The following is a 25311-nucleotide window of genomic DNA, read 5'->3' as shown; positions in this document are numbered from 1 at the left end:
TCGCATCAGTCGCCTGAACGAGACGGAGTGGCGCGGATGCAGCACGGAGTGGGGGGCTGGGGTCCGACGGGACAGCACCCGGCGGTTCCCCCGCAGCCGCCGATACCCCCTGCCCAGGGCTGGCCGGTGGCGCCGGTTCCCGAAGCGACGGGGCACATTCCGCTGCCTCCCGCCGCGGCCCCCGGGCCGGGCGCGCCCCCGCCCGGTACCGGTGGGGCCGTGCCCGGTACCGGTGGGGCCGTGCCCGGTACCGGTGGGGCCGTGCTCGCCGTCCTGCTGATAGGACCGGCCGGCGCGGGCAAGACGACCGTGGCCCGGCACTGGGCGGCCACCCGCCCGGTACCGACCGCGCACATCAGCCTGGACGACGTCCGCGAATGGGTCTGCTCCGGCTTCGCCGACCCGCAGGCCGGCTGGAACGAGCACTCCGAGGCCCAGTACCGCCTCGCCCGCCGCACCTGCGGCTTCGCCGCCCGCAACTTCCTGGCCAACGGCATCTCCTGCATCCTCGACGACGCGGTCTTCCCCGACCGGCCCGTGGTCGGCCTGGGCGGCTGGAAGCGGCACGTGGGGCCGGCGCTGCTGCCGGTCGTCCTGCTGCCCGGGCTGGACGTCGTCCTCGACCGCAACGCGGCCCGCTCCGGCAACCGCCGGCTCTCCGACGAGGAGGTCGCCCGCATCCACGGCCGGATGGCCGGCTGGTACGGCTCCGGGCTGCCGATCATCGACAACTCCCAGCTCGACGTCGAGGGCACCGCGCGGGCCCTGGACGAGGCCCTCGCCCGGGCACTGACGAGCCCGCCCCGCTGGTAGGGCCGCCGCGGCGGTGGGCCGCGGGCGTCGGCGCGGCCCCGTCCGGCCGCGCTCGCCGGGCCGGATGCGCCCGGCGCTCGTAGGCTCGAAGACATGTCAGACGTGTACGCGGCCCGCAGGGGCCTGCTCCGCGAGCGCTGCGCCGCCGCGGGCAATGCCGCCGCACTGGTCACGCGTCCAGCGAACGTCCGCTACCTCGCCGGGGCGTCCCCGCTGGGCGCCGTCATGCTGGTCGGGCCCGTCGAGGACGTGCTGTTCTGCCCCGCGGCGCCCACCGGGGAGGTGGACGAGGGGCGGCTCGACGAGGGCCTGCGGGTGTCCGTACTGCCCGCCCCCGGAGCCGATCCGGCCGTGGCCGCCGCCGATCTGGCCGCCTCCGTCCGGGCCGACTCCCTCGCCGTCGAGGAGCACCACCTCACCGTCGCCCGGCACCGGGCCCTGCGCTCGGTCGCGCCCCGGCTGCGGCTGTCCGACCTCGGCACGGCCGTGGAGCAGCAGCGGCTGGTCAAGGACGAGGAGGAGATCGCCTGTCTGCGGATCGCCGCCGAGATCGCCGACCAGGCCCTCGGCGAGCTGCTGGAGTCGATCCTCGTGGGCCGGACCGAACGCCACCTGGCCCTGGAGCTGGAGCGCCGTCTCGTCGACCACGGCGCGGACGGCCCGGCGTTCCCCACGTCCGTCGGCACCGGCCCGCACTCGGGCCGCTCCCGGCACCGGCCCTCGGACCGGCGGGTGGAGGAGGGCGACTTCCTCTCCGTCTGCCTCGGCGCCGGATACCGCGGTTACCGCTGCGAGATCGGCCGCACCTTCGTGATCGGCACCACTCCCGCGGACTGGCAGATCGAGCTGTACGACCTGGTCTTCGCCGCCCAGCGGGCGGGCCGGCAGGCCCTGGTGCCGGGGGCCGCGTACCGCGACGTGGACCACGCGGCACGGTCCGTACTGGACTCGGCGGGGTACGGTGAGGCCCTCGCGGGGTGGATGGGGCACGGGGTCGGTCTCGAAATCGACGAGGACCCGCAGCTTGCACCTACGGCAATGGGTAAACTGGACGCTTGCGTGCCGGTCACCGTCGAACCGGGGGTTCACCTCCCCGGCCGGGGAGGTGTCCGGATCGATGACACGCTCGTCGTACGCCCCGAGGCGGACGGCGGTCCCGAGCTACTCACCATTACGACCAAGGAGCTGCTCGCGCTCTAGTCCGCGACGCGGACCGTGCGCGCATCCGTGGTCTTCCAGTGCAGGAGATTCCGCAACCGTGGCTTCCACGAACGACCTCAAGAACGGCATGGTGCTCAAGCTCGACGGTGACCAGCTCTGGTCCGTCGTCGAGTTCCAGCACGTCAAGCCCGGCAAGGGCCCGGCCTTCGTGCGCACCAAGCTCAAGCACGTGCTCTCCGGCAAGGTCGTCGACAAGACCTTCAACGCCGGCACGAAGGTCGAGACCGCCACGATCGACCGGCGTGACATGCAGTTCTCGTACATGGACGGCGAGTACTTCGTCTTCATGGACATGCAGACCTACGACCAGCTGATGGTCGACAAGAAGGCCGTCGGCGACGCCGCCAACTTCCTGATCGAGGGCTTCACCGCCTCCGTCGCGCAGCACGAGGGCTCGGTCCTCTACGTCGAGCTCCCGGCCGCCGTCGAGCTGGTCATCGAGCACACCGACCCGGGCGTCCAGGGCGACCGCTCCACCGGCGGCACCAAGCCGGCGCGCCTGGAGACCGGCCACGAGATCCAGGTCCCGCTCTTCGTCAACACCGGCGAGAAGGTCAAGGTCGACACCCGCACCTCCGACTACCTCGGCCGGGTGAACAGCTAACCGTGGCTGCCCGGAGCAACGCGCGCAAGCGCGCCTTCCAGATCCTCTTCGAGGCCGACCAGCGCGGCGTGCCCGTGCGCGAGGTCCTCGCGGACTGGATCCGCCACGCGCGGTCCGACGACCGGCAGCCGCCGGTCAACGCCTTCACGATGGACCTCGTCGAGGGGTACGCCGACAAGGTGAACCGCATCGACGACCTGATCGTCACCTACGCCGTGGACTGGGAGCTCGACCGCATGCCGGTCGTGGACCGGAACATCCTCCGGCTGGGTGCCTTCGAGCTGATCTGGGTCGACGAGACCCCGGACGCCGTGGCGATCGACGAGGCCGTGCAGCTGGCCAAGGAGTTCTCCACGGACGACTCGCCCGCGTTCGTGAACGGCCTCCTGGCCCGCTTCAAGGACCTGAAGCCGAGCCTGCGCCGGGGCGAGTGACCCCCGGGGCGGACGGCTGAGCGGAGGGCCCGCGGCGCGAAGAGCGCCCCGGGCCCTCCGCCGTTTCCGCGGCCGGCCGCGTCCGGCACCGCCCGGCACCGCCCGCCGCCGCCCGGCCACGAGCCGCCCGGCCACGAAAAAGCCCGGCCACGAAAAAGCCGGCGGGTGCCGGCGCCCTGGGGCGCCGGCACCCGCCGGTAACGTTTCTGCTGGGCCGGTACGAACCCCCTGGGGACTAGATGTCCTCGTGGGCCACGGCGCGACGCGCGTCGGCGTCGAGCACGCCCCAGCTGATGAGCTGCTCGGTCAGGACCGAGGGGGACTGGTCGTAGATGACGGCCAGGGTGCGCAGGTCGTCCTGGCGGATCGACAGCACCTTGCCGTTGTAGTCGCCGCGCTGGCTCTGGATGGTCGCGGCGTAGCGCTGGAGCGGGCCGGCCTTCTCGGCGGGGACGCCCGCCAGGCGCTCCAGGTCGAGGCGCAGCTTCGGCGGCGGCTCGGCCGCACCGCCGGGGGTCGTGCCCGGCAGCAGTTCCTGGACCGGAACCCCGTAGAAGTCCGCCAGCTCGGCGAGGCGCTGGACGGTCACGGCGCGGTCCCCGCGCTCGTAGGAACCGACCACCACGGCCTTCCAACGGCCCTGCGACTTCTCCTCGACACCATGGAGGGAGAGGCCCTGCTGGGTGCGGATGGCGCGGAGCTTGGCCCCGAGCTGTTTGGCGTATTCGCTGGACATAACGCTCCCGGACGCTGTGACGCTGTGACTACATGGAGACCATGCGGCTCCGCCGCGCGGCTGGTAACTCACTGTGAGGTTACGCAGCGTTACGTGGATGCGTCAAGCCGAATGCTCTTCCCCGCCCACTTACGAGCGGGATCACCGGGGTCCGGTGCGGACCGGGGCGTCCACCCCTGGTACCGTGGTCGGCGTACATCAGACGTCCTTTAAGGTCCGTCCCGTGAGGCGGAGAAGGAGGTCCTTTTCATGGACAGCACGACTTCCCGGGTCTCGGCCGATGAGGAGATGCGCCCCGTTCTGGAGGCGCAGGACATCGCCCGGGTCCTGACGCGCATCGCCCACGAGATCGTCGAACGCGCCAAGGGCGCCGACGACGTGGTGCTCCTCGGCATTCCCACCCGCGGTGTGTACCTGGCCGGCCGGCTGGCCGCCAAGCTCGAGGAGATCACCGGGGCGAAGGTCCCGGTCGGCTCCCTCGACATCACCATGTACCGCGACGACCTGCGCCTGAAGCCCGCCCGGACGATCGGCCGCACCGAGATCCCCGGCGACGGCATCGACGGCCGCCTGGTGGTCCTCGTCGACGACGTCCTCTTCTCCGGCCGCACCATCCGGGCCGCCCTCGACGCGCTCGGCGACATCGGCCGCCCCCGCGCCGTCCAGCTCGCGGTCCTCGTCGACCGCGGCCACCGCGAACTCCCCATCCGCGCCGACTACGTGGGCAAGAACCTGCCCACCTCGCTGCGCGAGACCGTCAGGGTCCAGCTCCAGGAGGAGGACGGCCGCGACGCCGTGCTGCTCGGCCAGCGGACCTCCCGGGCAGCAGGGCAGTAACCCCCGCGCGTACGGGACCCCCGCGGGGCCCGTGCCGAGCCCTGCCCTGCCCTGCCGCACCACCGTCAGCCCCGCCTGCCTGCCCTCCAGACTTACGGAGCACCCAGATGAAGCGCCACCTCATCTCGGCCGCCGACCTCACGCGCGACGACGCCGTCCTGATCCTCGACACCGCCGAGGAGATGGCCCGCGTCGCCGACCGGCCGATCAAGAAGCTGCCCACCCTGCGCGGCCTCACCATCTGCAACCTGTTCTTCGAGGACTCGACCCGCACCCGGATCTCCTTCGAAGCGGCCGAGAAGCGCCTCTCCGCCGACGTCATCAACTTCGCCGCGAAGGGCTCCAGCGTCTCCAAGGGCGAGTCCCTCAAGGACACGGCCCAGACCCTGGCCGCCATGGGCGTGGACGCCGTGGTCATCCGCCACCACGCCTCCGGCGCCCCCTACCGGCTCGCCAACTCCGGCTGGATCGACGCCCCGGTGATCAACGCCGGCGACGGCACCCACCAGCACCCCACCCAGGCGCTGCTCGACGCGTTCACCATGCGCCGCCGTCTGGTCGGCCGGGACGCCGGGCTCGGCAAGGGCCTGGACGGCCGCCGGATCACCCTCGTGGGCGACGTCCTGCACAGCCGCGTGGCCCGCTCCAACGTCGACCTGCTGCACACCCTCGGCGCCGAGGTCACCCTGGTGGCCCCGCCGACCCTGGTGCCGGTCGGCGTCGAGAACTGGCCCTGCGAGATCTCGTACAGCCTCGACGAGGTGCTGCCGAAGTCGGACGCGGTCATGATGCTGCGTGTGCAGCGCGAGCGGATGAACGCCGCCTTCTTCCCGACCGAGCGCGAGTACTCGCGCCGCTACGGGCTGGACGCCGCCCGGATGGCGCGGATGCCCGAGCACGCCATCGTGATGCACCCCGGCCCCATGGTCCGCGGCATGGAGATCACCGCCGAGGTCGCCGACTCCGACCGCTGCACGGTCGTCGAGCAGGTCGCCAACGGCGTCTCGATCCGCATGGCCGTCCTGTACCTGCTGCTCGGAGGCTCCGAGCCCGCCGTCACCGCCCCCGCCGCCGCCCGTACCGAGGAGACCAAGTAACCATGAGCAAGATCCTTATCCGCGGTGCCAAGGTCCTCGGCGGCGAGGCGCAGGACGTCCTGATCGACGGCGAGACCATCGCCGAGGTCGGCACCGGGCTGTCCGCCGAGGGCGCCCACGTCATCGAGGCCGGGGGACAGGTCCTCCTCCCGGGCCTCGTCGACCTCCACACCCACCTGCGCGAGCCCGGCCGCGAGGACTCCGAGACCGTCCTCACCGGCACCCGCGCGGCCGCCTCCGGCGGCTACACGGCCGTCTTCGCCATGGCCAACACCTTCCCGGTCGCCGACACCGCCGGCGTCGTCGAGCAGGTGTGGCGCCTGGGCAAGGAGTCCGGCTACTGCGACGTACAGCCCATCGGCGCCGTCACCGTCGGCCTGGAGGGCAAGAAGCTCTCCGAGCTGGGCGCCATGCACGAGTCCGCCGCCCGCGTCACCGTCTTCTCCGACGACGGCAAGTGCGTGGACGACGCCGTGATCATGCGCCGCGCCCTGGAGTACGTGAAGGCCTTCGGCGGCGTCGTCGCCCAGCACGCCCAGGAGCCCCGCCTCACCGAGGGCGCCCAGATGAACGAGGGCATCGTCTCGGCCGAGCTGGGACTCGGCGGCTGGCCGGCCGTCGCCGAGGAGTCGATCATCGCCCGCGACGTCCTGCTCGCCGAGCACGTCGGCTCCCGCGTGCACATCTGCCACCTCTCCACCGCCGGCTCCGTCGAGATCGTCCGCTGGGCCAAGTCCCGCGGCATCGACGTCACCGCCGAGGTCACCCCCCACCACCTGCTCCTCACCGACGAACTCGTGCGCTCGTACGACCCGGTCTACAAGGTCAACCCGCCGCTGCGTACCGAGCGCGACGTGATGGCCCTGCGCGAGGCGCTCGCCGACGGCACGATCGACATCGTCGCCACGGACCACGCCCCGCACCCCCACGAGGACAAGGACTGCGAGTGGGCCGCCGCCGCCATGGGCATGGTCGGCCTGGAGACCGCGCTCTCCGTCGTCCAGCAGACGATGGTGGAGACCGGCCTGCTCGACTGGACGGGCGTCGCGGAGCGGATGTCGCACGCTCCGGCGCGCATCGGAGGCCTCGCGGGGCACGGCCGGCCCGTCTCGGCAGGTGAACCCGCGAACCTGACCTTGGTCGATACCTCGTACCGTGGTGTCGTGGACCCCGCACTCTTCGCCTCCCGCAGCCGCAACACGCCTTACGAGGGCCGTGAGCTGCCGGGGCGCGTCACTCACACCTTCCTGCGGGGCCGGGCAACGGTCGTGGACGGGAAACTGGCGTGACACCTGCAGTGATCCAACTGGCCGCCGAGGCCGCCGAACGACAGTCGGCGGAGGTGACGGACTGGGGCCCCCGCATGGCGTGGGTGCTCGGCCTGCTCGTCTTCATCGCGTTCGTGTACTGGCTGATGCGGCAGGGCTGGAAATGGCGCGGGGCCCTGCAGAGCGATCTGCCGGAGCTGCCCGCCGCCCCCGGCGGTCTTCCCGAGCACCGGCTGGCCCTGACCGGCCGGTACCACGGGTCCACCACCGCCGGGCAGTGGCTCGACCGGATCGTCGCCCACGGGCTCGGAGTCCGCAGCCGGGTCGAGCTCACCCTCACCGACGCGGGCCTCGACGTGGTCCGTCCGGGGGCGACCGACTTCTTCGTACCGGCCGCTCAGCTGCGCGGCGCCCGCCTCGACAAGGGGATCGCGGGCAAGGTACTCACCGAGGGCGGCCTGCTCGTCGTCACCTGGGCGCACGGCGACACGCTGATCGACTCCGGATTCCGCTCCGACCGGGCCGCCGAGCACGCCGCCTGGGTCGAAGCGATCAACCTCATGAACTCAACCACCACGACGGAAGGCGCCGAACGATGACGACCTCCACCAGGGGAGCAGCCAAAGCTCCCGCCGTACTCGTCCTGGAGGACGGTCGGATCTTCCGCGGCCGTGCCTACGGCGCCGTGGGGGAGACCTTCGGCGAGGCCGTGTTCTCCACCGGCATGACCGGCTACCAGGAGACCCTGACCGACCCGTCGTACCACCGGCAGGTCGTCGTGATGACCGCCCCGCACGTGGGCAACACCGGTGTCAACGACGAGGACCCCGAGTCCTCCCGGATCTGGGTGTCCGGCTACGTCGTGCGCGACCCCGCCCGCGTCCCCTCCAACTGGCGCTCCCGGCGTTCGCTGGACGAGGAGCTGGCCGCGCAGGGCGTCGTCGGGATCTCCGGCATCGACACCCGCGCCCTGACCCGCCACCTGCGCGAGCGCGGCGCCATGCGCGTCGGCATCTTCTCGGGCGAGGCCGTCGCCGACGACGCGGCCCTGCTGGCCCGCGTCCTGGAGGCCCCGCAGATGAAGGGCGCCGACCTCTCCGCCGAGGTCGCCACCAAGGAGACGTACGTCGTCCCCGCGATCGGCGAGAAGAAGTTCACCGTCGCCGCCGTGGACCTCGGCATCAAGGGCATGACCCCGCACCGGATGGCCGAGCGCGGCATCGAGGTGCACGTGCTGCCCGCCACCGCCACCGTCGAGGACGTCTACGCCGTCTCCCCGGACGGGGTGTTCTTCTCCAACGGCCCCGGCGACCCGGCCACCGCCGACCACGCGGTCTCCGTCATGCAGGGCGTCCTCGCCCGCAGGACCCCGCTGTTCGGCATCTGCTTCGGCAACCAGATCCTCGGCCGCGCGCTCGGCTTCGGCACCTACAAGCTGAAGTACGGCCACCGCGGGATCAACCAGCCGGTGCAGGACCGCACCACCGGCAAGGTCGAGATCACCGCGCACAACCACGGCTTCGCCGTCGACGCGCCGCTCGACCAGGTGTCCGAAACCCCCTACGGCCGCGCCGAGGTCTCCCACGTCTGCCTGAACGACAACGTCGTGGAAGGCCTCCAGCTGCTCGACCAGCCGGCCTTCTCCGTCCAGTACCACCCCGAGGCGGCCGCCGGCCCGCACGACGCCGCGTACCTCTTCGACCGCTTCACGTCTTTGATGAGCACCGCCCAGATGGAGGCCGAGCGTGCCTAAGCGCACCGATATCCAGTCCGTCCTGGTCATCGGCTCCGGCCCGATCGTCATCGGCCAGGCCGCCGAATTCGACTACTCCGGCACCCAGGCCTGCCGCATCCTCAAGGCCGAGGGCCTGCGGGTCATCCTGGTCAACTCCAACCCCGCGACGATCATGACCGACCCGGAGATCGCCGACGCCACGTACGTCGAGCCGATCACCCCCGAGTTCGTCGAGAAGATCATCGCGAAGGAGCGCCCCGACGCGCTGCTGCCGACCCTCGGTGGCCAGACCGCGCTCAACACGGCCATCTCCATGCACGAGCAGGGCGTGCTCGAGAAGTACGGCGTCGAGCTGATCGGCGCCAACGTCGAGGCCATCAACAAGGGCGAGGACCGCGACCTCTTCAAGGGCGTCGTCGAGGCCGTCAAGGGCAAGATCGGCTACGGCGAGTCCGCCCGTTCGGTGATCTGCCACTCGATGGACGACGTCCTCAAGGGCGTCGACACCCTCGGCGGCTACCCCGTCGTCGTGCGCCCCTCCTTCACCATGGGCGGCGCCGGCTCCGGCTTCGCCCACGACGAGGAGGAGCTGCGCCGCATCGCCGGCCAGGGCCTCACGCTCTCCCCGACCACCGAGGTGCTCCTGGAGGAGTCCATCCTCGGCTGGAAGGAGTACGAGCTGGAGCTGATGCGCGACACCAAGGACAACGTGGTCGTCGTCTGCTCCATCGAGAACTTCGACCCGATGGGCGTGCACACCGGTGACTCGATCACCGTCGCCCCGGCGATGACGCTCACCGACCGCGAGTACCAGCGGCTGCGCGACATCGGCATCGCGATCATCCGCGAGGTCGGCGTCGACACCGGCGGCTGCAACATCCAGTTCGCGATCAACCCGGACGACGGCCGCGTCATCGTCATCGAGATGAACCCGCGCGTCTCCCGTTCCTCCGCGCTCGCCTCGAAGGCCACCGGCTTCCCGATCGCCAAGATCGCCGCCAAGCTGGCCATCGGCTACACGCTGGACGAGGTCCCGAACGACATCACGGAGAAGACCCCGGCCTCCTTCGAGCCGACCCTCGACTACGTCGTCGTCAAGGCCCCGCGCTTCGCCTTCGAGAAGTTCCCGGCCGCCGACGCCACCCTCACCACCACCATGAAGTCGGTGGGCGAGGCCATGGCCATCGGCCGCAACTTCACCGAGGCCCTCCAGAAGGCCCTGCGCTCGCTGGAGAAGAAGGGCTCCCAGTTCACCTTCGTCGGCGAGCCCGGCGACAAGGAAGAGCTGCTGGCCACCGCGGTCCGTCCGACCGACGGCCGCATCAACACCGTCATGCAGGCCATCCGCGCCGGCGCCACCCAGGAAGAGGTCTTCGAGTCCACGAAGATCGACCCCTGGTTCGTCGACCAGCTCTTCCTGATCAAGGAGATCGCGGACGACCTCGCCGCCGCCGAGAAGCTCGACCCCGAGCTGCTCGCCGAGGCCAAGCGCCACGGCTTCTCCGACGCCCAGATCGCGGAGATCCGCGGTCTGCGCGAGGACGTCGTCCGCGAGGTCCGCCACGCGCTGGGCGTCCGCCCGGTGTACAAGACGGTCGACACCTGCGCCGCCGAGTTCGCCGCGAAGACCCCGTACTTCTACTCGTCCTACGACGAGGAGTCCGAGGTCGCCCCGCGCGAGAAGCCCGCGGTGATCATCCTGGGCTCCGGCCCGAACCGCATCGGCCAGGGCATCGAGTTCGACTACTCCTGCGTCCACGCCTCCTTCGCCCTGAGCGACGCCGGCTACGAGACCGTGATGGTCAACTGCAACCCCGAGACCGTCTCGACGGACTACGACACCTCCGACCGCCTGTACTTCGAGCCGCTGACGCTCGAGGACGTGCTGGAGATCGTCCACGCCGAGTCGCTGGCCGGCCCCATCGCCGGTGTCGTCGTCCAGCTCGGCGGCCAGACCCCGCTGGGCCTCGCCCAGGCGCTCAAGGACAACGGCGTCCCGGTCGTCGGCACCTCCCCGGAGGCCATCCACGCCGCCGAGGACCGCGGCGCCTTCGGCCAGGTCCTGGCCGACGCGGGCCTGCCCGCGCCCAAGCACGGCACCGCCACCACCTTCGCGGGGGCCAAGGCGATCGCCGACGAGATCGGCTACCCGGTCCTGGTCCGCCCGTCCTACGTGCTCGGCGGCCGAGGCATGGAGATCGTCTACGACGAGACCCGCCTGGAGTCGTACATCGCGGAGTCCACCGAGATCTCCCCCACCCGCCCCGTGCTGGTCGACCGCTTCCTCGACGACGCGATCGAGATCGACGTCGACGCCCTCTACGACGGCACCGAGCTCTACCTCGGCGGCGTCATGGAGCACATCGAGGAGGCCGGCATCCACTCCGGCGACTCGGCCTGCGCCCTGCCCCCGATCACCCTCGGCGGCTTCGACATCAAGCGCCTGCGCGCCTCCACCGAGGCCATCGCCAAGGGCGTCGGCGTCCGCGGCCTGATCAACATCCAGTTCGCGATGGCGGGCGACATCCTCTACGTCCTGGAGGCCAACCCCCGCGCCTCCCGGACCGTCCCCTTCACCTCGAAGGCGACCGCCGTCCCGCTCGCCAAGGCCGCCGCCCGCATCTCGCTCGGCGCCACCATCGCCGAGCTGCGCGCCGAGGGCATGCTGCCCAGGACCGGCGACGGCGGCACCCTGCCGCTGGACGCGCCGATCTCCGTCAAGGAGGCCGTCATGCCGTGGTCGCGCTTCCGCGACATCCACGGCCGCGGCGTGGACACCGTCCTCGGCCCGGAGATGCGCTCCACCGGCGAGGTCATGGGCATCGACACGGTCTTCGGCACGGCGTACGCGAAGTCGCAGGCCGGCGCGTACGGCCCGCTGCCGACCAAGGGCCGCGCGTTCATCTCCGTCGCGAACCGCGACAAGCGCTCGATGATCTTCCCGGCCCGCGAGCTCGTCGCCCACGGCTTCGAGCTGCTCGCCACCTCCGGCACCGCCGAGGTGCTGCGCCGCAACGGCATCAACGCCACCGTGGTGCGCAAGCTCAGCGAGGGCGAGGGCCCGGACGGCGAGAAGACCGTCGTCCAGCTGATCCACGACGGCCAGGTCGACCTGATCGTCAACACCCCCTACGGCACCGGCGGCCGCCTCGACGGATACGAGATCCGTACGGCCGCCGTGGCGCGCAGCGTCCCGTGCCTGACCACGGTCCAGGCGCTCGCCGCCGCCGTGCAGGGCATCGACGCGCTCAGCCGCGGTGACGTCGGCGTGCGCTCCCTCCAGGAGCACGCGGAGCACCTGAACGCCGCCCGCGACTAGCAGCCCGTAGCGGAGAGGGGGACACCGGACGCGCGAACCGCGCCGGGTGTCCCCCTCTTCTTGAGCGCAGAAGGGACTTTTCGGACGATGTACAAACTGTTCTTCAACCTGGTCTTCAAGCGGATGGACCCCGAGCGGGCCCACTACGCGGCCTTCCGGTGGATCCGCCTCGCCGCCCGCGTCCCAGTGCTGCGCACCTTCGTCGCGGCCGTCCTGGCACCGCGTCACGCGTCCCTGCGCACGGAGGCGCTCGGTCTGCGGATGCACGGCCCCTTCGGGCTGGCGGCCGGCTTCGACAAGAACGCCGTCGCCATCGACGGCATGGCGATGCTCGGCTTCGACCACATCGAGATCGGCACCGTCACCGGCCAGGCGCAGCCCGGCAACCCCAAGAAGCGCCTCTTCCGCCTGGTCCCGGACCGGGCGCTGATCAACCGGATGGGCTTCAACAACGAGGGCTCGGCCGCCGTCGCCGCCCGCCTGGGCGCCCGCAACCCCGTCTTCCGGACGGTGGTGGGCGTCAACATCGGCAAGACCAAGGTGGTTCCGGAGGCCGAGGCGGCCGCCGACTACGTGGTCTCCACCGAGCGCCTGGCCCGCCACGCCGACTACCTGGTCGTCAACGTCTCCTCGCCGAACACCCCGGGCCTGCGCAACCTCCAGGCCACGGAGTCCCTGCGGCCGCTGCTGACCGCGGTGCGCGAGGCCGCCGACCGCGCGGTCACCGACCGCCGGGTGCCGCTGCTGGTCAAGATCGCCCCCGACCTCGCGGACGAGGACGTCGACGCGGTCGCCGACCTCGCCCTGGAGCTGGGCCTGGACGGCATCATCGCCACCAACACCACCATCGCCCGCGAGGGCCTCGGCCTGAAGTCCGACCCCGCCCTGGTCAAGGAGACCGGCGGGCTGTCCGGCGCCCCGGTCAAGGAGCGCTCCCTGGAGGTCCTGCGCCGCCTCTACGCGCGCGTCGGCGACCGCCTGGTCCTGGTGGGCGTCGGGGGCATCGAGAACGCCGAGGACGCCTGGCAGCGGATCCTGGCGGGAGCCACCCTGATCCAGGGCTACAGCGCCTTCGTCTACGAGGGCCCGTTCTACGCCCGCGCCATCCACAAGGGCCTGGCCGCGCGCCTGGCCGCCAGCCCGTACGCGACCCTGGCCGAAGCCGTGGGCGCGGAGACCCGAAAGGCCGCGCTGTGAGCCCTGTGACCCCCTTCGGAACCCGGCTGCGCGCCGCCATGGACTCCCGGGGCCCCCTGTGCGTGGGGATCGACCCGCACGCCGCCCTGCTGGCCTCCTGGGGCCTGGGGGACGACATCGCCGGTCTGGAGCGGTTCTCCCGCACGGTCGTCGAGGCCCTGGCCGAGTCGGTCGCCGTCTTCAAGCCGCAGGCCGCCTTCTTCGAGCGCTTCGGCTCGAAGGGCGTCGCGGTGCTGGAGCGGACCGTCGCGGACGCCCGTGCCGCCGGGACCCTGGTGGTCATGGACGCCAAGCGCGGCGACATCGGCTCCACGATGGCCGCGTACGCCGCCGCCTTCCTGGACCCCGCCTCCCCGCTGTTCTCGGACGCCCTGACGGTCTCCCCGTACCTCGGCTACGGCTCGCTGGCCCCGGCCGTGGAGCTGGCCCGCCGCTCGGGCGCCGGTCTCTTCGTCCTGGCCCTCACCTCCAACCCGGAGGGAGCGGAGGTCCAGCGTGCGGTCCGCGAGGACGGCCGTTCGATCGGCGCGACCATGCTGGCGCACCTGGCGGCGGAGAACGCGGGCGCCGAGCCCATGGGCTCCTTCGGCGCGGTGGTCGGTGCCACGCTGGGCGACCTGTCCTCCTTCGACCTGGACATCAACGGCCCGCTGCTGGCCCCGGGCATCGGTGCCCAGGGCGCGACCGCGGCGGACCTCCCGGCGGTCTTCGGCGCCGCCGTCGCCAACGTGGTCCCGAACGTCTCCCGCGGGGTCCTGAAGCACGGTCCGGACGCCGCCGCCCTGCGCGCCTCGGCGAAGCGCTTCGCCGAGGAGGTGCGGGAGGCCGTCGCGGGCTGATCGCCGGGGTGCGGGACGGGCCCCGTGACACGGGATCTCGAAAATCGAACGTCTTTCCCCGGACAAAACCAGGGTGGTATGTCCGTGATGTACGGTTCAGTGGAGGCTGACCAGGACTTTTCGTCCGTTCTCGCTGACTGGAGCGGCCTTGGCCGCTAGTCTCCGACCAGGGTGAACGAGCAGCGAGCGAATTACATCGCTGTTCGGGACCTCACCCGGCGTGGTGCCCACGGGCCCCCGCCGTCCGTATCCGACAGTTCGACATCCGAGGTGACGTAGGCGTGGCTCTTCCGCCCCTTACCCCTGAACAGCGCGCAGCAGCGCTCGAAAAGGCCGCCGCGGCTCGCCGGGAGCGGGCCGAGGTGAAGAATCGACTCAAGCACTCCGGCGCCTCCCTCCACGACGTCATCAAGACGGGTCAGGAGAACGACGTCATCGGAAAGATGAAGGTCTCCGCCCTTCTCGAGTCGCTGCCCGGCGTCGGCAAGGTCCGCGCCAAGCAGATCATGGAGCGCCTCGGCATCTCCGAGTCCCGGCGTGTCCGAGGTCTCGGCTCCAACCAGATCGCCTCTCTGGAGCGCGAGTTCGGCGGTAGCAGCGCCTGAGGCGCCGCCCGAAGTGCTCCCGGCGTTCTCAGGCAGTCCCGAGAACCTGGATAATCGCTCTATGGCAGCAGAGGTTCGTCCGCGGCTGACCGTGCTCTCCGGCCCCTCGGGGGTCGGCAAGAGCACGGTCGTCGCGCATATGCGCAAGGTCCACCCCGAGGTATGGCTCTCGGTGTCGGCCACCACCCGCAAGCCGCGGCCCGGTGAGCGACACGGAGTCCACTACTTCTTCGTCAACGACGACGAGTTCGACAAGCTGATCGCCAACGGCGAGCTGCTGGAGTGGGCCGAGTTCGCGGGCAACCGCTACGGCACACCGCGCGGCGCGGTACTGGAACGCCTGGACAACGGCGAACCGGTGCTGCTGGAGATCGACCTGCAGGGCGCCCGGCTCGTCCGCGAGTCCAAGCCCGACGCGCAGCTGGTCTTCCTGGCCCCGCCGAGCTGGGACGAACTGGTCCGCCGCCTCACCGGCCGCGGCACCGAGTCGCCCGAGGTCATCGAGCGCCGGCTGGAGAGCGCCAAGATCGAACTCGCTGCCGAGTCCGAGTTCGACACCACCCTGGTGAACACCTCCGTCGAGGACGTGGCGCGTGAGCTGCTAGCCTTGATGAAAGTTGTTTGATCGAATTTGTTTCGATCTTCACCCATCTTCGGAAGGTAGAGCGTGTCCTCTTCCATCACCGCGCCCGAGGGCATCATCAACCCGCCGATCGACGAGCTGCTCGAGGCCACGGACTCGAAGTACAGCCTCGTGATCTACGCGGCCAAGCGTGCGCGTCAGATCAACGCGTACTACTCGCAGCTCGGTGAGGGCCTGCTCGAGTACGTCGGCCCCCTGGTGGACACCCACGTCCACGAGAAGCCGCTTTCGATCGCGCTGCGCGAGATCAACGCGGGTCTGCTGACCTCCGAGGCCATCGAGGCCCCGGCCCAGTAGGGCAGCGGGAAATCCTTCACCACAGGCCCGGCAGAACATCTGCCGGGCCTGTGGTGTGTCATAGGTGTCGTAGGCGAATCGTCAAGGGGAGTGCGTGGTGGACAAGCCGAAGGTCGTGCTGGGCGTCAGCGGCGGGATCGCCGCCTACAAGGCGTGCGAACTGCTCCGCCGGCTGACCGAGTCCGGGCACGACGTACGGGTGGTGCCCACCGCGGCGTCCCTGAACTTCGTCGGCGAGGCCACCTGGGCCGCGCTCTCCGGGAACCCGGCCTCCACCCAGGTCTGGGAGAGCGTCCACGAGGTGCCCCACGTGCGCATCGGCCAGGAGGCCGACCTCGTCGTCGTCGCCCCGGCCACCGCCGACATGCTGGCCAAGGCCGCCCACGGGCTGGCCGACGACCTCCTCACGAACACCCTGCTCACCGCCCGCTGTCCGGTGGTCTTCGCCCCCGCGATGCACACCGAGATGTGGGAGCACCCCGCCACCCAGGAGAACGTCGCCACGCTGCGCCGCCGCGGCGCCGTCGTCATCGAGCCCGCCGTCGGCCGGCTGACCGGCAAGGACACCGGCAAGGGCCGGCTGCCCGACCCGGACGAAATCTTCGAGGTCTGCCGCCACGTCCTGCGCGGGCACCGCACCCGCGGCGCGGCCGGGCCCGACCTCGCCGGGCGGCACGTGGTCGTCAGCGCCGGCGGCACCCGCGAGCCCCTGGACCCGGTGCGCTTCCTCGGCAACCGCTCCTCCGGCAAGCAGGGCTACGCCCTCGCCCGCACCGCCGCCGCACGCGGCGCCCGGGTCACCCTGGTGGCCGCCAACACCGCGCTGCCCGACCCCGCCGGGGTGGACGTCGTACGGGTGGGCACGGCCCTCCAGCTGCGCGAGGCGGTGCTGAAGGCCGCCGCGGACGCCGACGCCGTGGTGATGGCCGCGGCCGTGGCCGACTTCCGGCCCGCCCGGTACGCCGACGGCAAGATCAAGAAGCGGGACGGGCAGGACCCCGAGCCCGTGGCCCTCGTACGGAACCCCGACGTCCTCGCGGAGATCTCCGCCGGGCGGGCCCGGGAGGGCCAGATCGTCGTGGGCTTCGCCGCCGAGACGGACGACGTGCTCGAGAACGGCCGGAGCAAGCTCCGGCGCAAGAAGTGCGACCTGCTCGTCGTCAACGAGGTGGGCGAGAGCAAGACCTTCGGTTCCGAGGAGAACGAGGCCGTCATCCTGGCTTCGGACGGGGCGGAGATCCCTGTGGCCCATGGTCCGAAGGAAGTGCTGGCGGACGCGATCTGGGACCAGGTCGCCCCGCGGCTCGCGCCCCCGGCGTGACCTCCACCGCGCCCGGGCGTTTCCCTTCTCGCGGGTAGATCCGTACGTCAGAATGGAGTGCCGCAGGTCACACGGCTCCCACAGGGCGAGACGGGTGGTCCGGCGAACGGTGGCGACCGATAAACTGCACACTTGGAACGTGATCGGGCGCAGCCCCCGGTGTGGTTCCGCCAAATGATCAGCCAGCAGCCGCTGCAACCCCAGGGAGCGTTGTGTCCCGTCGCCTGTTCACCTCCGAGTCCGTGACCGAGGGTCACCCCGACAAGATCGCTGACCAGATCAGCGACACGATCCTCGACGCGCTCCTCACCGAGGACCCGACCTCGCGTGTGGCCGTGGAGACGCTCATCACCACCGGCCTCGTGCACATCGCGGGCGAGGTGACGACCAAGGCCTACGCGCCGATCGCCCAGCTCGTCCGCGACAAGATCCTCGAGATCGGCTACGACTCGTCCAAGAAGGGCTTCGACGGCGCCTCCTGCGGCGTCTCGGTGTCCATCGGCGCCCAGTCCCCGGACATCGCGCAGGGTGTGGACACGGCCTACGAGCAGCGCGTCGAGGGCGACGAGGACGAGCTCGACAAGCAGGGCGCCGGCGACCAGGGCCTGATGTTCGGCTACGCCACGGACGAGACGCCCGAGCTGATGCCGCTGCCGATCCACATCGCGCACCGCCTCTCGCGCCGCCTGTCCGAGGTCCGCAAGAACGGGACCATCCCCTACCTGCGTCCCGACGGCAAGACCCAGGTCACCATCGAGTACGACGGCGACAAGCCGGTCCGCCTGGACACGGTCGTCGTGTCCTCGCAGCACGCCGCCGACATCGACCTGGACTCGCTGCTCGCTCCCGACATCCGCGAGTTCGTCGTCGAGCACGTGCTGGCGCAGCTCGTCGAGGACGGCATCAAGCTGGACACCGAGGGCTACCGCCTCCTGGTGAACCCGACGGGCCGTTTCGAGATCGGCGGTCCGATGGGTGACGCCGGCCTGACCGGCCGCAAGATCATCATCGACACGTACGGCGGCATGGCCCGCCACGGCGGCGGCGCGTTCTCCGGCAAGGACCCGTCGAAGGTCGACCGTTCCGCCGCGTACGCGATGCGCTGGGTGGCGAAGAACGTGGTCGCCGCCGGTCTGGCCGCGCGCTGCGAGGTCCAGGTCGCGTACGCCATCGGCAAGGCCGAGCCCGTCGGCCTCTTCGTCGAGACCTTCGGCACCGCCAAGGTCGACGTCCAGAAGATCGAGGACGCCATCGCCGAGGTCTTCGACCTCCGCCCGGCCGCGATCATCCGCGACCTCGACCTGCTGCGGCCGATCTACGCCCAGACGGCCGCCTACGGCCACTTCGGCCGCGAGCTCCCCGACTTCACCTGGGAGCGCACCGACCGCGTCGACGCCCTGCGCGCCGCCGCCGGCCTGTAGACGGCGCAGCCGCCCCGCGAACGGCCCCGGACCCTCGTGGTCCGGGGCCGTTCGATGTCAGCGGGGTTTGCTAGAAATGCCTGTGTGAGCAGCGCGAACGAGTCCCAGCCGGAACAGCTCGCCCTGATCCGGGAAATGGTCGCCGAGGCGAAGGCCAAAGCGCCCAAGGCCAAGCCGCGCACCTGGCGCGGGGCCGCCGTGGCCGAGGAGCTGCCCGTCGCCCGGGTCCTCGTGAACAAGGGCGTCCTCCACCTCGACCGGCTCTTCGACTACGCCGTGCCCGCCGAGCTGTCCGAGGCCGCCCAGCCCGGCGTGCGCGTCCGGGTCCGCTTCGGCGCGGGCGGACACCGCGTGCACGGCGGCCGCCGCGAGGGCGGCGGGCTCATCGACGGCTTCATCGTGGAACGGCGTGCCGAGTCCGACTACGAAGGGGCCCTGGCCGCCCTCGCCCAGGTGGTCTCGCCCGAGGTGGTCCTCGGCCCGGGCATGCTGGCCCTCGCCCGGGCCGTCGCCGACCGGTACGCCGGAAGCCTGGCCGACGTGCTCCAGCTGGCGCTGCCCCCGCGCAGCGCCCGGGCCGAGGCCAGGCCCTCGCCCGCACCGCTGCCCCCGCCCGCCGCTCCCGAGCCCGGCGGCTGGACCCGCTACGGCGCCGGGCCCGCCTTCCTGCGGGCCCTGGCCACCGGAGGCACCCCCCGCGCGGTGTGGACGGCGCTGCCCGGTCCCGGCTGGGCCGACGAGCTCGCCCGGGCCATGGCGGCCACCCTCGCCTCCGGGCGCGGTGCCCTCGCGGTGGTCCCCGACGGGCGGACCGCCGCCCGGGTCGACACCGCCCTCACCGCCCTGCTGGGCGAGGGGAGGCACGCGCTGCTGACCGCCGAGTCGGGCCCCGAGAAGCGCTACGGGCAGTGGCTCGCGGTGAGCCGGGGTTCCGTCCGCGCCGTCGTGGGCACCCGGGCGGCGATGTTCGCGCCCGTACGGGACCTCGGGCTGGTCGCCGTCTGGGACGACGGCGACTCCAGCCACAGCGACGACCACGCCCCCTTCCCGCACGTGCGGGAGGTGCTGGAGCTGCGCGCGGTCAGTGACGGCTGCGGTTTTCTGGCCGGGAGCACCAGCTGCACCGTCGAGGCCGCCCAGCTGGTGGAGTCCGGCTGGGCCCGCCCGCTCGTCGCGGACCGCGAGACCGTACGGGCCGTCGCGCCCCGCATCCGGACCGTCGGCGACGAACTGCTGGCCCGGGACGGGGCGGCCCGCGCCGCCCGGCTGCCCAGCCTGGCCTGGGAGACCGTACGGGAGGGCCTGAAGAGCGGACCCGTACTGGTCCAGGTGCCGCGGCGCGGGTACGTGCCGCGGCTGGCCTGCGAGCGCTGCCGGACGCCCGCCCGCTGCACGGTGTGCGCCGGGCCGCTGGAGGCCCCCGACGAGCGGGAGCTGCACTGCGGCTGGTGCGGGCGGGCCGAGAGCGCCTGGCACTGCGAGGAGTGCGGCTCCTTCCGGCTGCGGGCCCAGGTGGTGGGTGCGCGGCGTACCGCCGAGGAGCTGGGCCGTGCCTTCCCCGCCGTTCCCGTACGGACCTCCGGGCGCGACCACGTGCTGGACGAGGTGCCCGACCGCCCCGCGCTGGTGGTGTGCACCCCCGGCGCCGAGCCGGTCGCCGCCGGCGCCGGGTACGCGGCCGCGCTGCTGCTGGACGGCTGGGCGATGCTCGGGAGGCCCGACCTGCGGGCCGGGGAGGACGCCCTGCGCCGCTGGATCGCCGCCGCCTCGCTGGTCCGGGGGGACGGGCAGGTGGTGGTGGTCGCCGAGCCGACGCTGCGGCCCGTGCAGGCGCTGGTGCGCTGGGACCCGGTCGGGCACGCCGTGCGGGAACTGGCCGAGCGGGCCCAGCTGGGCTTCCCGCCGGTGTCCCGGATGGCCGCGGTGGCCGGCCGGTCCGACGCGCTGGAGGCCTTCCTCGAAGCCGCCGACCTGCCGGCGGACGCGGAGGTCCTGGGGCCCGTACCGCTGCCCGGGCGGCGCGGGGAGCCCTCTCCGGGGGAACGGGCCCTGGTGCGGGTCCCGCCGGGGAGCGGGGCCGCGCTGGCCCGGGCGCTGAAGGAGGCGCAGGCCGCCCGGCTGGCGCGGGGGGTGCCGGCGGGGGAGGCGGTCCGGGTCCGGATCGACCCCCCGGACATCGGCTGACCCGGCGCGGGCACCGGGTCCGGTGGCCGGGAGCGGGAGGACACGGGCACCGGCCGGACCCGGGCGTGCGAAACCCCCGGCGGGGCGGCCGCGGGGGCCGCCCCGCCGGGGGTGGGTACCGCCGCCGCGCCCGGCCGTCGGGGGTCGGCGTCCCGGCGGAGGCGGGCGGCGGTCAGCCGTTGCGGGGGCCGGGGAAGGCCGAGGTGCGGCCCGCCGGTACGGCCGTGGCGCCGGCCTGCGCCTCCTCGCGCACGGGCTGCGGGGGCACCGAGCGCGCCGCGGGGATCGTGGGGACCGGTCCCAGGGTGCGGGTCGTGGTGCCCTCGGCCAGCGGCTCCGCGGCCTCGGCGGCCTGCGCGCGGCGTGCGCCGTAGCGGCGGTGCACGGCCTGCTTGGTGACGCCGAGCGCCGAGCCGACGGCGTCCCAGGAGAAGCCGAGGGAGCGGTCGAAGTCCACCGCCGCGGTGACCAGCGTCTCGACGCTGTCCCTCAGCTCCTGCGCGAGCCGGACGGTGGGGGCGGGGGCCCTGCCGTAGACGACGAAGCCCGTGGAGGGCCCGGAGCGGCGCGGACGGTACACGTTCCCGAGCTGGGCCGTGAGCGTCCGCAGTGCGTCCACCTGCCGGCGAACCCGCTCGATGTCCCGCACCAGGAGGTGCAGGCTGGCCCGTGCTTGGGCGTCATGGGTGGCGTGGTCGGCCATGGAGAAGCCTCTCGAACCGGTGCTGGAGAGCGGATCGGGCCGCAGACACCGTTCTTGATCGCGGCCCGTTTCGGTCAATCTCTCTTGACCAACGCGTCAGCGGGCGCCCAGGTCACGCACTGGGGGCGTGTCGGCATATGCGAGAGGCGCGTGTGTGTGCGTACGCCCCCCGATACCGCAGGTGGGCCCGGGTGGACGTCCCATAGACTGGTGTGCTGCTGACAGCCGAGATAGCGAGGTAGGACCCAGTGAAGCTGGTCTTCGCAGGCACCCCCGAGGTCGCCGTACCCGCCCTGGACGCCCTGATCGCCTCCGGGCGCCACGAGGTCGCTGCCGTCGTCACCCGGCCCGACGCCCCGGCCGGGCGCGGGCGGCGCCTGGTCGCCAGCCCCGTCGCCGAGCGCGCCGAGGAGGCCGGCATCGAGGTCCTCAAGCCGGTCCGGCCGCGTGACGAGGAGTTCCAGGCGCGGCTGCGGGAGATCGCCCCGGACTGCTGCCCGGTCGTCGCGTACGGGGCGCTGATCCCGAGGAGCGCGCTCGACATCCCCCGCCACGGCTGGGTCAACCTGCACTTCTCGCTGCTGCCGAGCTGGCGGGGCGCCGCCCCCGTCCAGCACTCGATCATGGCGGGGGACCAGGTCACCGGAGCCTCCACCTTCCGGATCGAGGAGGGCCTCGACACGGGTCCGGTCTTCGGGGTCCTCACCGAGGAGATCCGCCCGACCGACACCAGCGGCGACCTGCTGACCCGCCTCGCCTTCGCCGGGTCCGGACTGCTGTCCGCGACCATGGACGGCATCGAGGACGGCAGCCTGCGCGCCATGGAGCAGCCCGCGGAGGGCGTCTCCCTCGCGCCGAAGATCACCGTCGAGGACGCCCGGGTCGACTGGAACGCGCCCGCGCTGCGCGCCGACCGCGTGGTGCGCGGCTGCACCCCCGCCCCGGGGGCCTGGAGCGTCTTCCGCGGCGAGCGCCTCAAGCTGATCTCCGTCGGGCTCGTCCCCGAACGCACCGACCTCGCCCCGGGCGAGCTGGCCCCGGCCAAGAACAACGTCCACGTGGGCACCGGCTCGCACGCCGTCGAACTGCTCTGGGTGCAGCCGCAGGGCAAGAAGCCGATGAAGGGCGCCGACTGGGCCCGCGGGGTGCGCATCGCTCCCGGCGAGCGCCTGGGCGCGCCCGTCGTAGGCTGAACCCGAGCCTCCCCTCCCCTCCGCAACCGCACCTCGTAACCCCGGAGCACCTTTCACGTGAGCGAACAGCCCCGTCGTCGTCCCGCCCCCAAGACGGGCGCCGGCAAGCAGGCCAAGCCCTACCGCCGGCCGCAGAAGGACCCCGTCCGGCTGCTCGCCTTCGAGGCGCTGCGGGCGGTGGACGAGCGCGACGCGTACGCGAACCTGGTCCTGCCCCCGCTGCTGAAGAAGGCCCGGCAGGACGAGCGGTTCCAGGCGCGTGACGCGGCCCTGGCGACCGAGCTGGTCTACGGGACGCTGCGCCGGCAGGGCACGTACGACGCGGTCATCGCCGCCTGTGTGGACCGGCCGCTGCGCGAGGTGGACCCGCCGGTCCTGGACGTGCTCTCGCTGGGCGCGCACCAGCTGCTGGGGACCCGCATCCCCACCCACGCGGCGGTCTCCGCCAGCGTGGAGCTGGCCCGCGTGGTGCTCGGCGACGGGCGGGCGAAGTTCGTCAACGCCGTGCTGCGCAAGATCGCCGCCCATGACCTGGAGGGCTGGCTGGAGCGGGTCGCGCCGCCGTACGAGGAGGACGCCGAGGAGCACCTGGCGGTCTACCACTCCCACCCGCGCTGGGTCGTCAGCGCCCTGTGGGACGCGCTGGGCGGCGGCCGCGCCGGCATCGAGGACCTGCTGGAGGCCGACAACGAGCGGCCCGAGGTGACGCTGGTGGCCCGCCCCGGCCGGTCCACGCCGCAGGAGCTGCTGGAGGCGGTCGGCGAGGACTCGGCGCTGCCGGGGCGCTGGTCCCCGTACGCCGTCCGGATGGCCGAGGGCGGCGAGCCCGGCGCCCTGGAGGCGGTGCGCGAGGGGCGCGCCGGTGTGCAGGACGAGGGCAGCCAGCTGGTGGCCATGGCGCTGGCGGCGGCTCCGGTCGAGGGCCGTGACGAGCGGTGGCTGGACGGCTGCGCGGGTCCGGGCGGCAAGGCGGCGCTGCTGGGCGCGCTGGCGGCGCGGCGCGGGGCGTTCCTGCTGGCCTCCGAGAAGCAGCCGCACCGGGCGCGCCTGGTCGAGCGGGCCCTGTCCGGCAACCCCGGCCCGTACCAGGTCATCGCCGCTGACGGTACGCGGCCGCCGTGGCTGCCCGGCTCCTTCGACCGGGTCCTGATGGACGTCCCCTGTTCGGGCCTGGGGGCGCTGCGGCGCCGTCCGGAGGCCCGCTGGCGGCGTCGCCCGGAGGACCTGGAGGGCTTCGCGCCGCTCCAGCGGGCCCTGTTGCGCGAGGCCCTGTCCGCCGTGCGCGTGGGCGGTGTCGTGGGCTACGCGACCTGCTCCCCGCACCTGGCGGAGACGCGGGTGGTCGTGGACGACGTCCTCAAGGGGCGGGGGGCCGGGGCGCAGCCGGTGGCCGCCGAACTGATCGACGCCCGCCCGTACATGGAGGGCGTGCCGGCGCTGGGCGACGGCCCGGACGTCCAGCTGTGGCCGCACCTGCACGGTACGGACGCCATGTACCTCGCCCTGCTGCGCCGGACGGCCTGAGGCCCGGGCGGCGGCGCTCACCCTTCCACGGTGCGCCGGCCGCGGACCGGCGACAGCAGGGACGGTACGAAGGACAGCGCCAGGACGGCCGCACCGGCCCAGAGGGTGGTGCGCAGGCCGGCGAACTCCGCGAGGAGGCCGGAGAGGGCCGAGCCGAGGGCGATGGCGCCGGTCAGCATGAACCGGAAGGTGGCGTTCATGCGGCCGAGGAGCGGGTCCGGGGTCAGGTGCTGGCGCAGGCTGACGCCGAGGACGTTGCCGCTGCCGATCGTCACGGTGGCCACGAGCCAGCCCGCCCCGGCCACCCACAGCCACGGTCCGCGGTCCGCCATCGGCACCAGCAGGGCCGCCGGTGTCAGGCTGAGGGTCAGGGCGGGTCCGTAGCCCGCGCGGGCCGCGAAGGGCCGGGCCAGCCGGGCGCCGCACAGCAGGCCCGCCCCGCCCGCCGCCCAGAACAGGCCGAGCGCCCCGGCGGACAGGCCGAGTTCGGCCACGAAGAGCACCGGCAGCATGGCGTTGATCATCGAGCCGCCCAGGTTGTTCAGGCTCGCCGTCAGGGCCAGGGCGCGCAGCTCCGCATGACCCAGTACGTGCCTCAGTCCTTCGGAGATCTGGGCGCGCAGCGGGATCCGCGCGGTGGCGGGCGGCCCGGGGACCGGACGGACGCCCAGCATCCGCAGGGCGGAGCCGAGGTGCCCGAGGGCCGCGCAGGCCAGGGCGACGGGTGCGGTCAGGAAGGCGATCAGGGCGCCGCCCGCGCCCCGGCCGGCGATGTTCGCGACGGCCATCAGGGTCGCCATGGCGGCGTTCGCGCGGACCAGGCCGCCCCGGCCGACCAGCCGGGGCAGGGCGCTCTGGGAGCCGACCTCGCCGAACACGGTGGCGCAGCCGGTGAGGAGCACGACGGCGTACAGCTGGGGCAGGGTCAGCACGTCCAGCCACCAGGCGAGCGGGAGGGAGGCGAGGAGCCCCGCCCGGGAGAGGTCGGCGGTGATCAGGACCCGGCGCGTGCGCAGGCGGTCCACCCAGGCGCCGGCCGGGAGGCCGATGAGCAGGAAGGCGGCGGTGGACAGGGCCGCGAGGGCGCCGACCTGGGCGGGGCCGGCGTCGAGGGCGGTCAGGGCGAGCAGGGGGACGGCGATGTAGCCGGTGTTGGCGGCGAACTGGCCCAGGGTGGCGGCGCCGAACAGGGCGCGGAAATCGGGATTGCGCCAGGGGCTGTCCTGGGCGGGCGGCGCGAGGGGGGAGCCGGTGGCGGAACCGGTGGCGGGGGCGGTTGTCATGTACGTAACGGTGGCGGTGACCCACCGCGAAGGACAA

The 25311-nt window shown here is 72.7% G+C and carries 23 protein-coding genes; 20 read left to right on the top strand and 3 right to left on the bottom strand.

The window, feature by feature from the left end; genetic code table 11:
* Positions 1–36 precede the first annotated feature (36 nt).
* The 4 genes from ACZ514_RS17135 to nusB all read left to right on the top strand — a co-directional run bounded on the left by ACZ514_RS17135 (position 37) and on the right by nusB (position 3072).
* Positions 37–813 (top strand): AAA family ATPase, encoded by a 777-nt coding sequence (locus tag ACZ514_RS17135; protein ID WP_469125062.1) that lies wholly within the window; start codon positions 37–39, stop codon positions 811–813.
* A gap of 93 nt (positions 814–906) precedes the next feature.
* Positions 907–2013, top strand: a complete 1107-nt coding sequence (locus tag ACZ514_RS17130; RefSeq protein WP_468169025.1) for a M24 family metallopeptidase — start codon at positions 907–909, stop codon at positions 2011–2013.
* Between the two features lie 58 nt (positions 2014–2071).
* Positions 2072–2638, top strand: coding sequence for an elongation factor P (gene efp / locus ACZ514_RS17125; protein WP_352215843.1), 567 nt, complete (start codon positions 2072–2074; stop codon positions 2636–2638).
* A 2-nt stretch (positions 2639–2640) separates the two neighbouring features.
* On the top strand, positions 2641–3072 hold the full coding sequence (gene nusB / locus ACZ514_RS17120; RefSeq protein WP_468169022.1) for a transcription antitermination factor NusB: 432 nt from the start codon (positions 2641–2643) through the stop codon (positions 3070–3072).
* Between the two features lie 235 nt (positions 3073–3307).
* Here nusB and bldD read toward each other — a convergent pair whose 3' ends face one another.
* On the bottom strand, positions 3308–3808 hold the full coding sequence (gene bldD / locus ACZ514_RS17115; RefSeq protein ID WP_007263032.1) for a transcriptional regulator BldD: 501 nt from the start codon (positions 3806–3808) through the stop codon (positions 3308–3310).
* Positions 3809–4057: 249 nt separating this feature from the next.
* On the opposite strand from bldD, the gene pyrR reads away from it, so the two are divergent.
* The 14 genes from pyrR to ACZ514_RS17045 all read left to right on the top strand — a co-directional run bounded on the left by pyrR (position 4058) and on the right by ACZ514_RS17045 (position 20571).
* On the top strand, positions 4058–4645 hold the full coding sequence (gene pyrR, locus ACZ514_RS17110) for a bifunctional pyr operon transcriptional regulator/uracil phosphoribosyltransferase PyrR (protein ID WP_469125061.1): 588 nt from the start codon (positions 4058–4060) through the stop codon (positions 4643–4645).
* Between the two features lie 107 nt (positions 4646–4752).
* Positions 4753–5742 carry an aspartate carbamoyltransferase catalytic subunit gene (locus tag ACZ514_RS17105; protein WP_468169016.1) on the top strand — a complete coding sequence of 330 codons (990 nt, stop codon included), beginning with the start codon at positions 4753–4755 and terminating at the stop codon, positions 5740–5742.
* A 2-nt stretch (positions 5743–5744) separates the two neighbouring features.
* On the top strand, positions 5745–7031 hold the full coding sequence (locus ACZ514_RS17100) for a dihydroorotase (protein WP_469125060.1): 1287 nt from the start codon (positions 5745–5747) through the stop codon (positions 7029–7031).
* On the top strand, positions 7028–7609 hold the full coding sequence (locus ACZ514_RS17095; protein WP_468169010.1) for a PH-like domain-containing protein: 582 nt from the start codon (positions 7028–7030) through the stop codon (positions 7607–7609). Before ACZ514_RS17100 ends, ACZ514_RS17095 begins: the two co-directional genes overlap by 4 nt.
* Entirely contained in the window at positions 7606–8763 is a 1158-nt protein-coding gene (gene carA / locus ACZ514_RS17090) for a glutamine-hydrolyzing carbamoyl-phosphate synthase small subunit (RefSeq protein ID WP_468169007.1), read from the top strand. Before ACZ514_RS17095 ends, carA begins: the two co-directional genes overlap by 4 nt.
* Entirely contained in the window at positions 8756–12064 is a 3309-nt protein-coding gene (gene carB / locus ACZ514_RS17085) for a carbamoyl-phosphate synthase large subunit (protein ID WP_468169004.1), read from the top strand. Before carA ends, carB begins: the two co-directional genes overlap by 8 nt.
* An 87-nt stretch (positions 12065–12151) precedes the next feature.
* Positions 12152–13261 (top strand): quinone-dependent dihydroorotate dehydrogenase, encoded by a 1110-nt coding sequence (locus tag ACZ514_RS17080; RefSeq protein ID WP_468169001.1) that lies wholly within the window; start codon positions 12152–12154, stop codon positions 13259–13261.
* On the top strand, positions 13258–14100 hold the full coding sequence (gene pyrF, locus ACZ514_RS17075; RefSeq protein WP_468168998.1) for an orotidine-5'-phosphate decarboxylase: 843 nt from the start codon (positions 13258–13260) through the stop codon (positions 14098–14100). Before ACZ514_RS17080 ends, pyrF begins: the two co-directional genes overlap by 4 nt.
* A 281-nt stretch (positions 14101–14381) precedes the next feature.
* Entirely contained in the window at positions 14382–14705 is a 324-nt protein-coding gene (locus ACZ514_RS17070; protein WP_361607391.1) for an integration host factor, read from the top strand.
* A gap of 61 nt (positions 14706–14766) precedes the next feature.
* Complete coding sequence (gene gmk, locus ACZ514_RS17065) at positions 14767–15330, top strand: guanylate kinase (protein ID WP_266578270.1); 564 nt, start codon at positions 14767–14769, stop codon at positions 15328–15330.
* Positions 15331–15372: 42 nt separating this feature from the next.
* The gene (gene rpoZ, locus ACZ514_RS17060; RefSeq protein WP_004948662.1) at positions 15373–15645 is read left to right on the top strand and encodes a DNA-directed RNA polymerase subunit omega; all 273 of its coding nucleotides are present in this window, start codon (positions 15373–15375) and stop codon (positions 15643–15645) included.
* Positions 15646–15742: 97 nt separating this feature from the next.
* On the top strand, positions 15743–16966 hold the full coding sequence (coaBC, locus tag ACZ514_RS17055; RefSeq protein WP_468168995.1) for a bifunctional phosphopantothenoylcysteine decarboxylase/phosphopantothenate--cysteine ligase CoaBC: 1224 nt from the start codon (positions 15743–15745) through the stop codon (positions 16964–16966).
* A 212-nt stretch (positions 16967–17178) separates the two neighbouring features.
* Positions 17179–18387, top strand: coding sequence for a methionine adenosyltransferase (gene metK, locus ACZ514_RS17050; RefSeq protein WP_467892650.1), 1209 nt, complete (start codon positions 17179–17181; stop codon positions 18385–18387).
* Between the two features lie 84 nt (positions 18388–18471).
* Positions 18472–20571 (top strand): primosomal protein N', encoded by a 2100-nt coding sequence (locus ACZ514_RS17045; RefSeq protein ID WP_468168992.1) that lies wholly within the window; start codon positions 18472–18474, stop codon positions 20569–20571.
* Between the two features lie 172 nt (positions 20572–20743).
* Here the strand turns inward: ACZ514_RS17045 and ACZ514_RS17040 are convergent, their stop codons facing one another.
* Positions 20744–21274: a hypothetical protein gene (locus ACZ514_RS17040; protein WP_468168989.1), complete on the bottom strand. Its 531-nt coding sequence runs from the start codon at positions 21272–21274 to the stop codon at positions 20744–20746.
* Between the two features lie 248 nt (positions 21275–21522).
* On the opposite strand from ACZ514_RS17040, the gene fmt reads away from it, so the two are divergent.
* Positions 21523–22467: a methionyl-tRNA formyltransferase gene (gene fmt / locus ACZ514_RS17035; protein WP_468168986.1), complete on the top strand. Its 945-nt coding sequence runs from the start codon at positions 21523–21525 to the stop codon at positions 22465–22467.
* 57 nt (positions 22468–22524) lie between these two features.
* Positions 22525–23991: an RsmB/NOP family class I SAM-dependent RNA methyltransferase gene (locus tag ACZ514_RS17030; protein WP_468168983.1), complete on the top strand. Its 1467-nt coding sequence runs from the start codon at positions 22525–22527 to the stop codon at positions 23989–23991.
* 17 nt (positions 23992–24008) lie between these two features.
* On the opposite strand, the gene ACZ514_RS17025 is transcribed toward ACZ514_RS17030, so the two are convergent.
* Positions 24009–25274, bottom strand: a complete 1266-nt coding sequence (locus tag ACZ514_RS17025) for an MFS transporter (RefSeq protein ID WP_469125059.1) — start codon at positions 25272–25274, stop codon at positions 24009–24011.
* Between the last annotated feature and the right edge of the window lie 37 nt (positions 25275–25311).

The sequence above is a fragment of the Streptomyces sp. NPDC034086 genome (assembly GCF_055575515.1).
Note: the sequence above shows the minus strand (reverse complement) of the source record. Positions and strands in the feature narration are given on the sequence as shown.

Coding starts and splice junctions, on each gene's coding strand:
- ACZ514_RS17135 (WP_469125062.1), top strand. CDS start 37: ATGCAGCACGGAGTGGGGGGCTGGGGTCCGACGGGACAGCACCCGGCG.
- ACZ514_RS17130 (WP_468169025.1), top strand. CDS start 907: ATGTCAGACGTGTACGCGGCCCGCAGGGGCCTGCTCCGCGAGCGCTGC.
- bldD (WP_007263032.1), bottom strand. CDS start 3,808: ATGTCCAGCGAATACGCCAAACAGCTCGGGGCCAAGCTCCGCGCCATC.
- pyrR (WP_469125061.1), top strand. CDS start 4,058: ATGGACAGCACGACTTCCCGGGTCTCGGCCGATGAGGAGATGCGCCCC.
- ACZ514_RS17105 (WP_468169016.1), top strand. CDS start 4,753: ATGAAGCGCCACCTCATCTCGGCCGCCGACCTCACGCGCGACGACGCC.
- ACZ514_RS17100 (WP_469125060.1), top strand. CDS start 5,745: ATGAGCAAGATCCTTATCCGCGGTGCCAAGGTCCTCGGCGGCGAGGCG.
- carA (WP_468169007.1), top strand. CDS start 7,606: ATGACGACCTCCACCAGGGGAGCAGCCAAAGCTCCCGCCGTACTCGTC.
- ACZ514_RS17080 (WP_468169001.1), top strand. CDS start 12,152: ATGTACAAACTGTTCTTCAACCTGGTCTTCAAGCGGATGGACCCCGAG.
- gmk (WP_266578270.1), top strand. CDS start 14,767: ATGGCAGCAGAGGTTCGTCCGCGGCTGACCGTGCTCTCCGGCCCCTCG.
- ACZ514_RS17040 (WP_468168989.1), bottom strand. CDS start 21,274: ATGGCCGACCACGCCACCCATGACGCCCAAGCACGGGCCAGCCTGCAC.
- ACZ514_RS17025 (WP_469125059.1), bottom strand. CDS start 25,274: ATGACAACCGCCCCCGCCACCGGTTCCGCCACCGGCTCCCCCCTCGCG.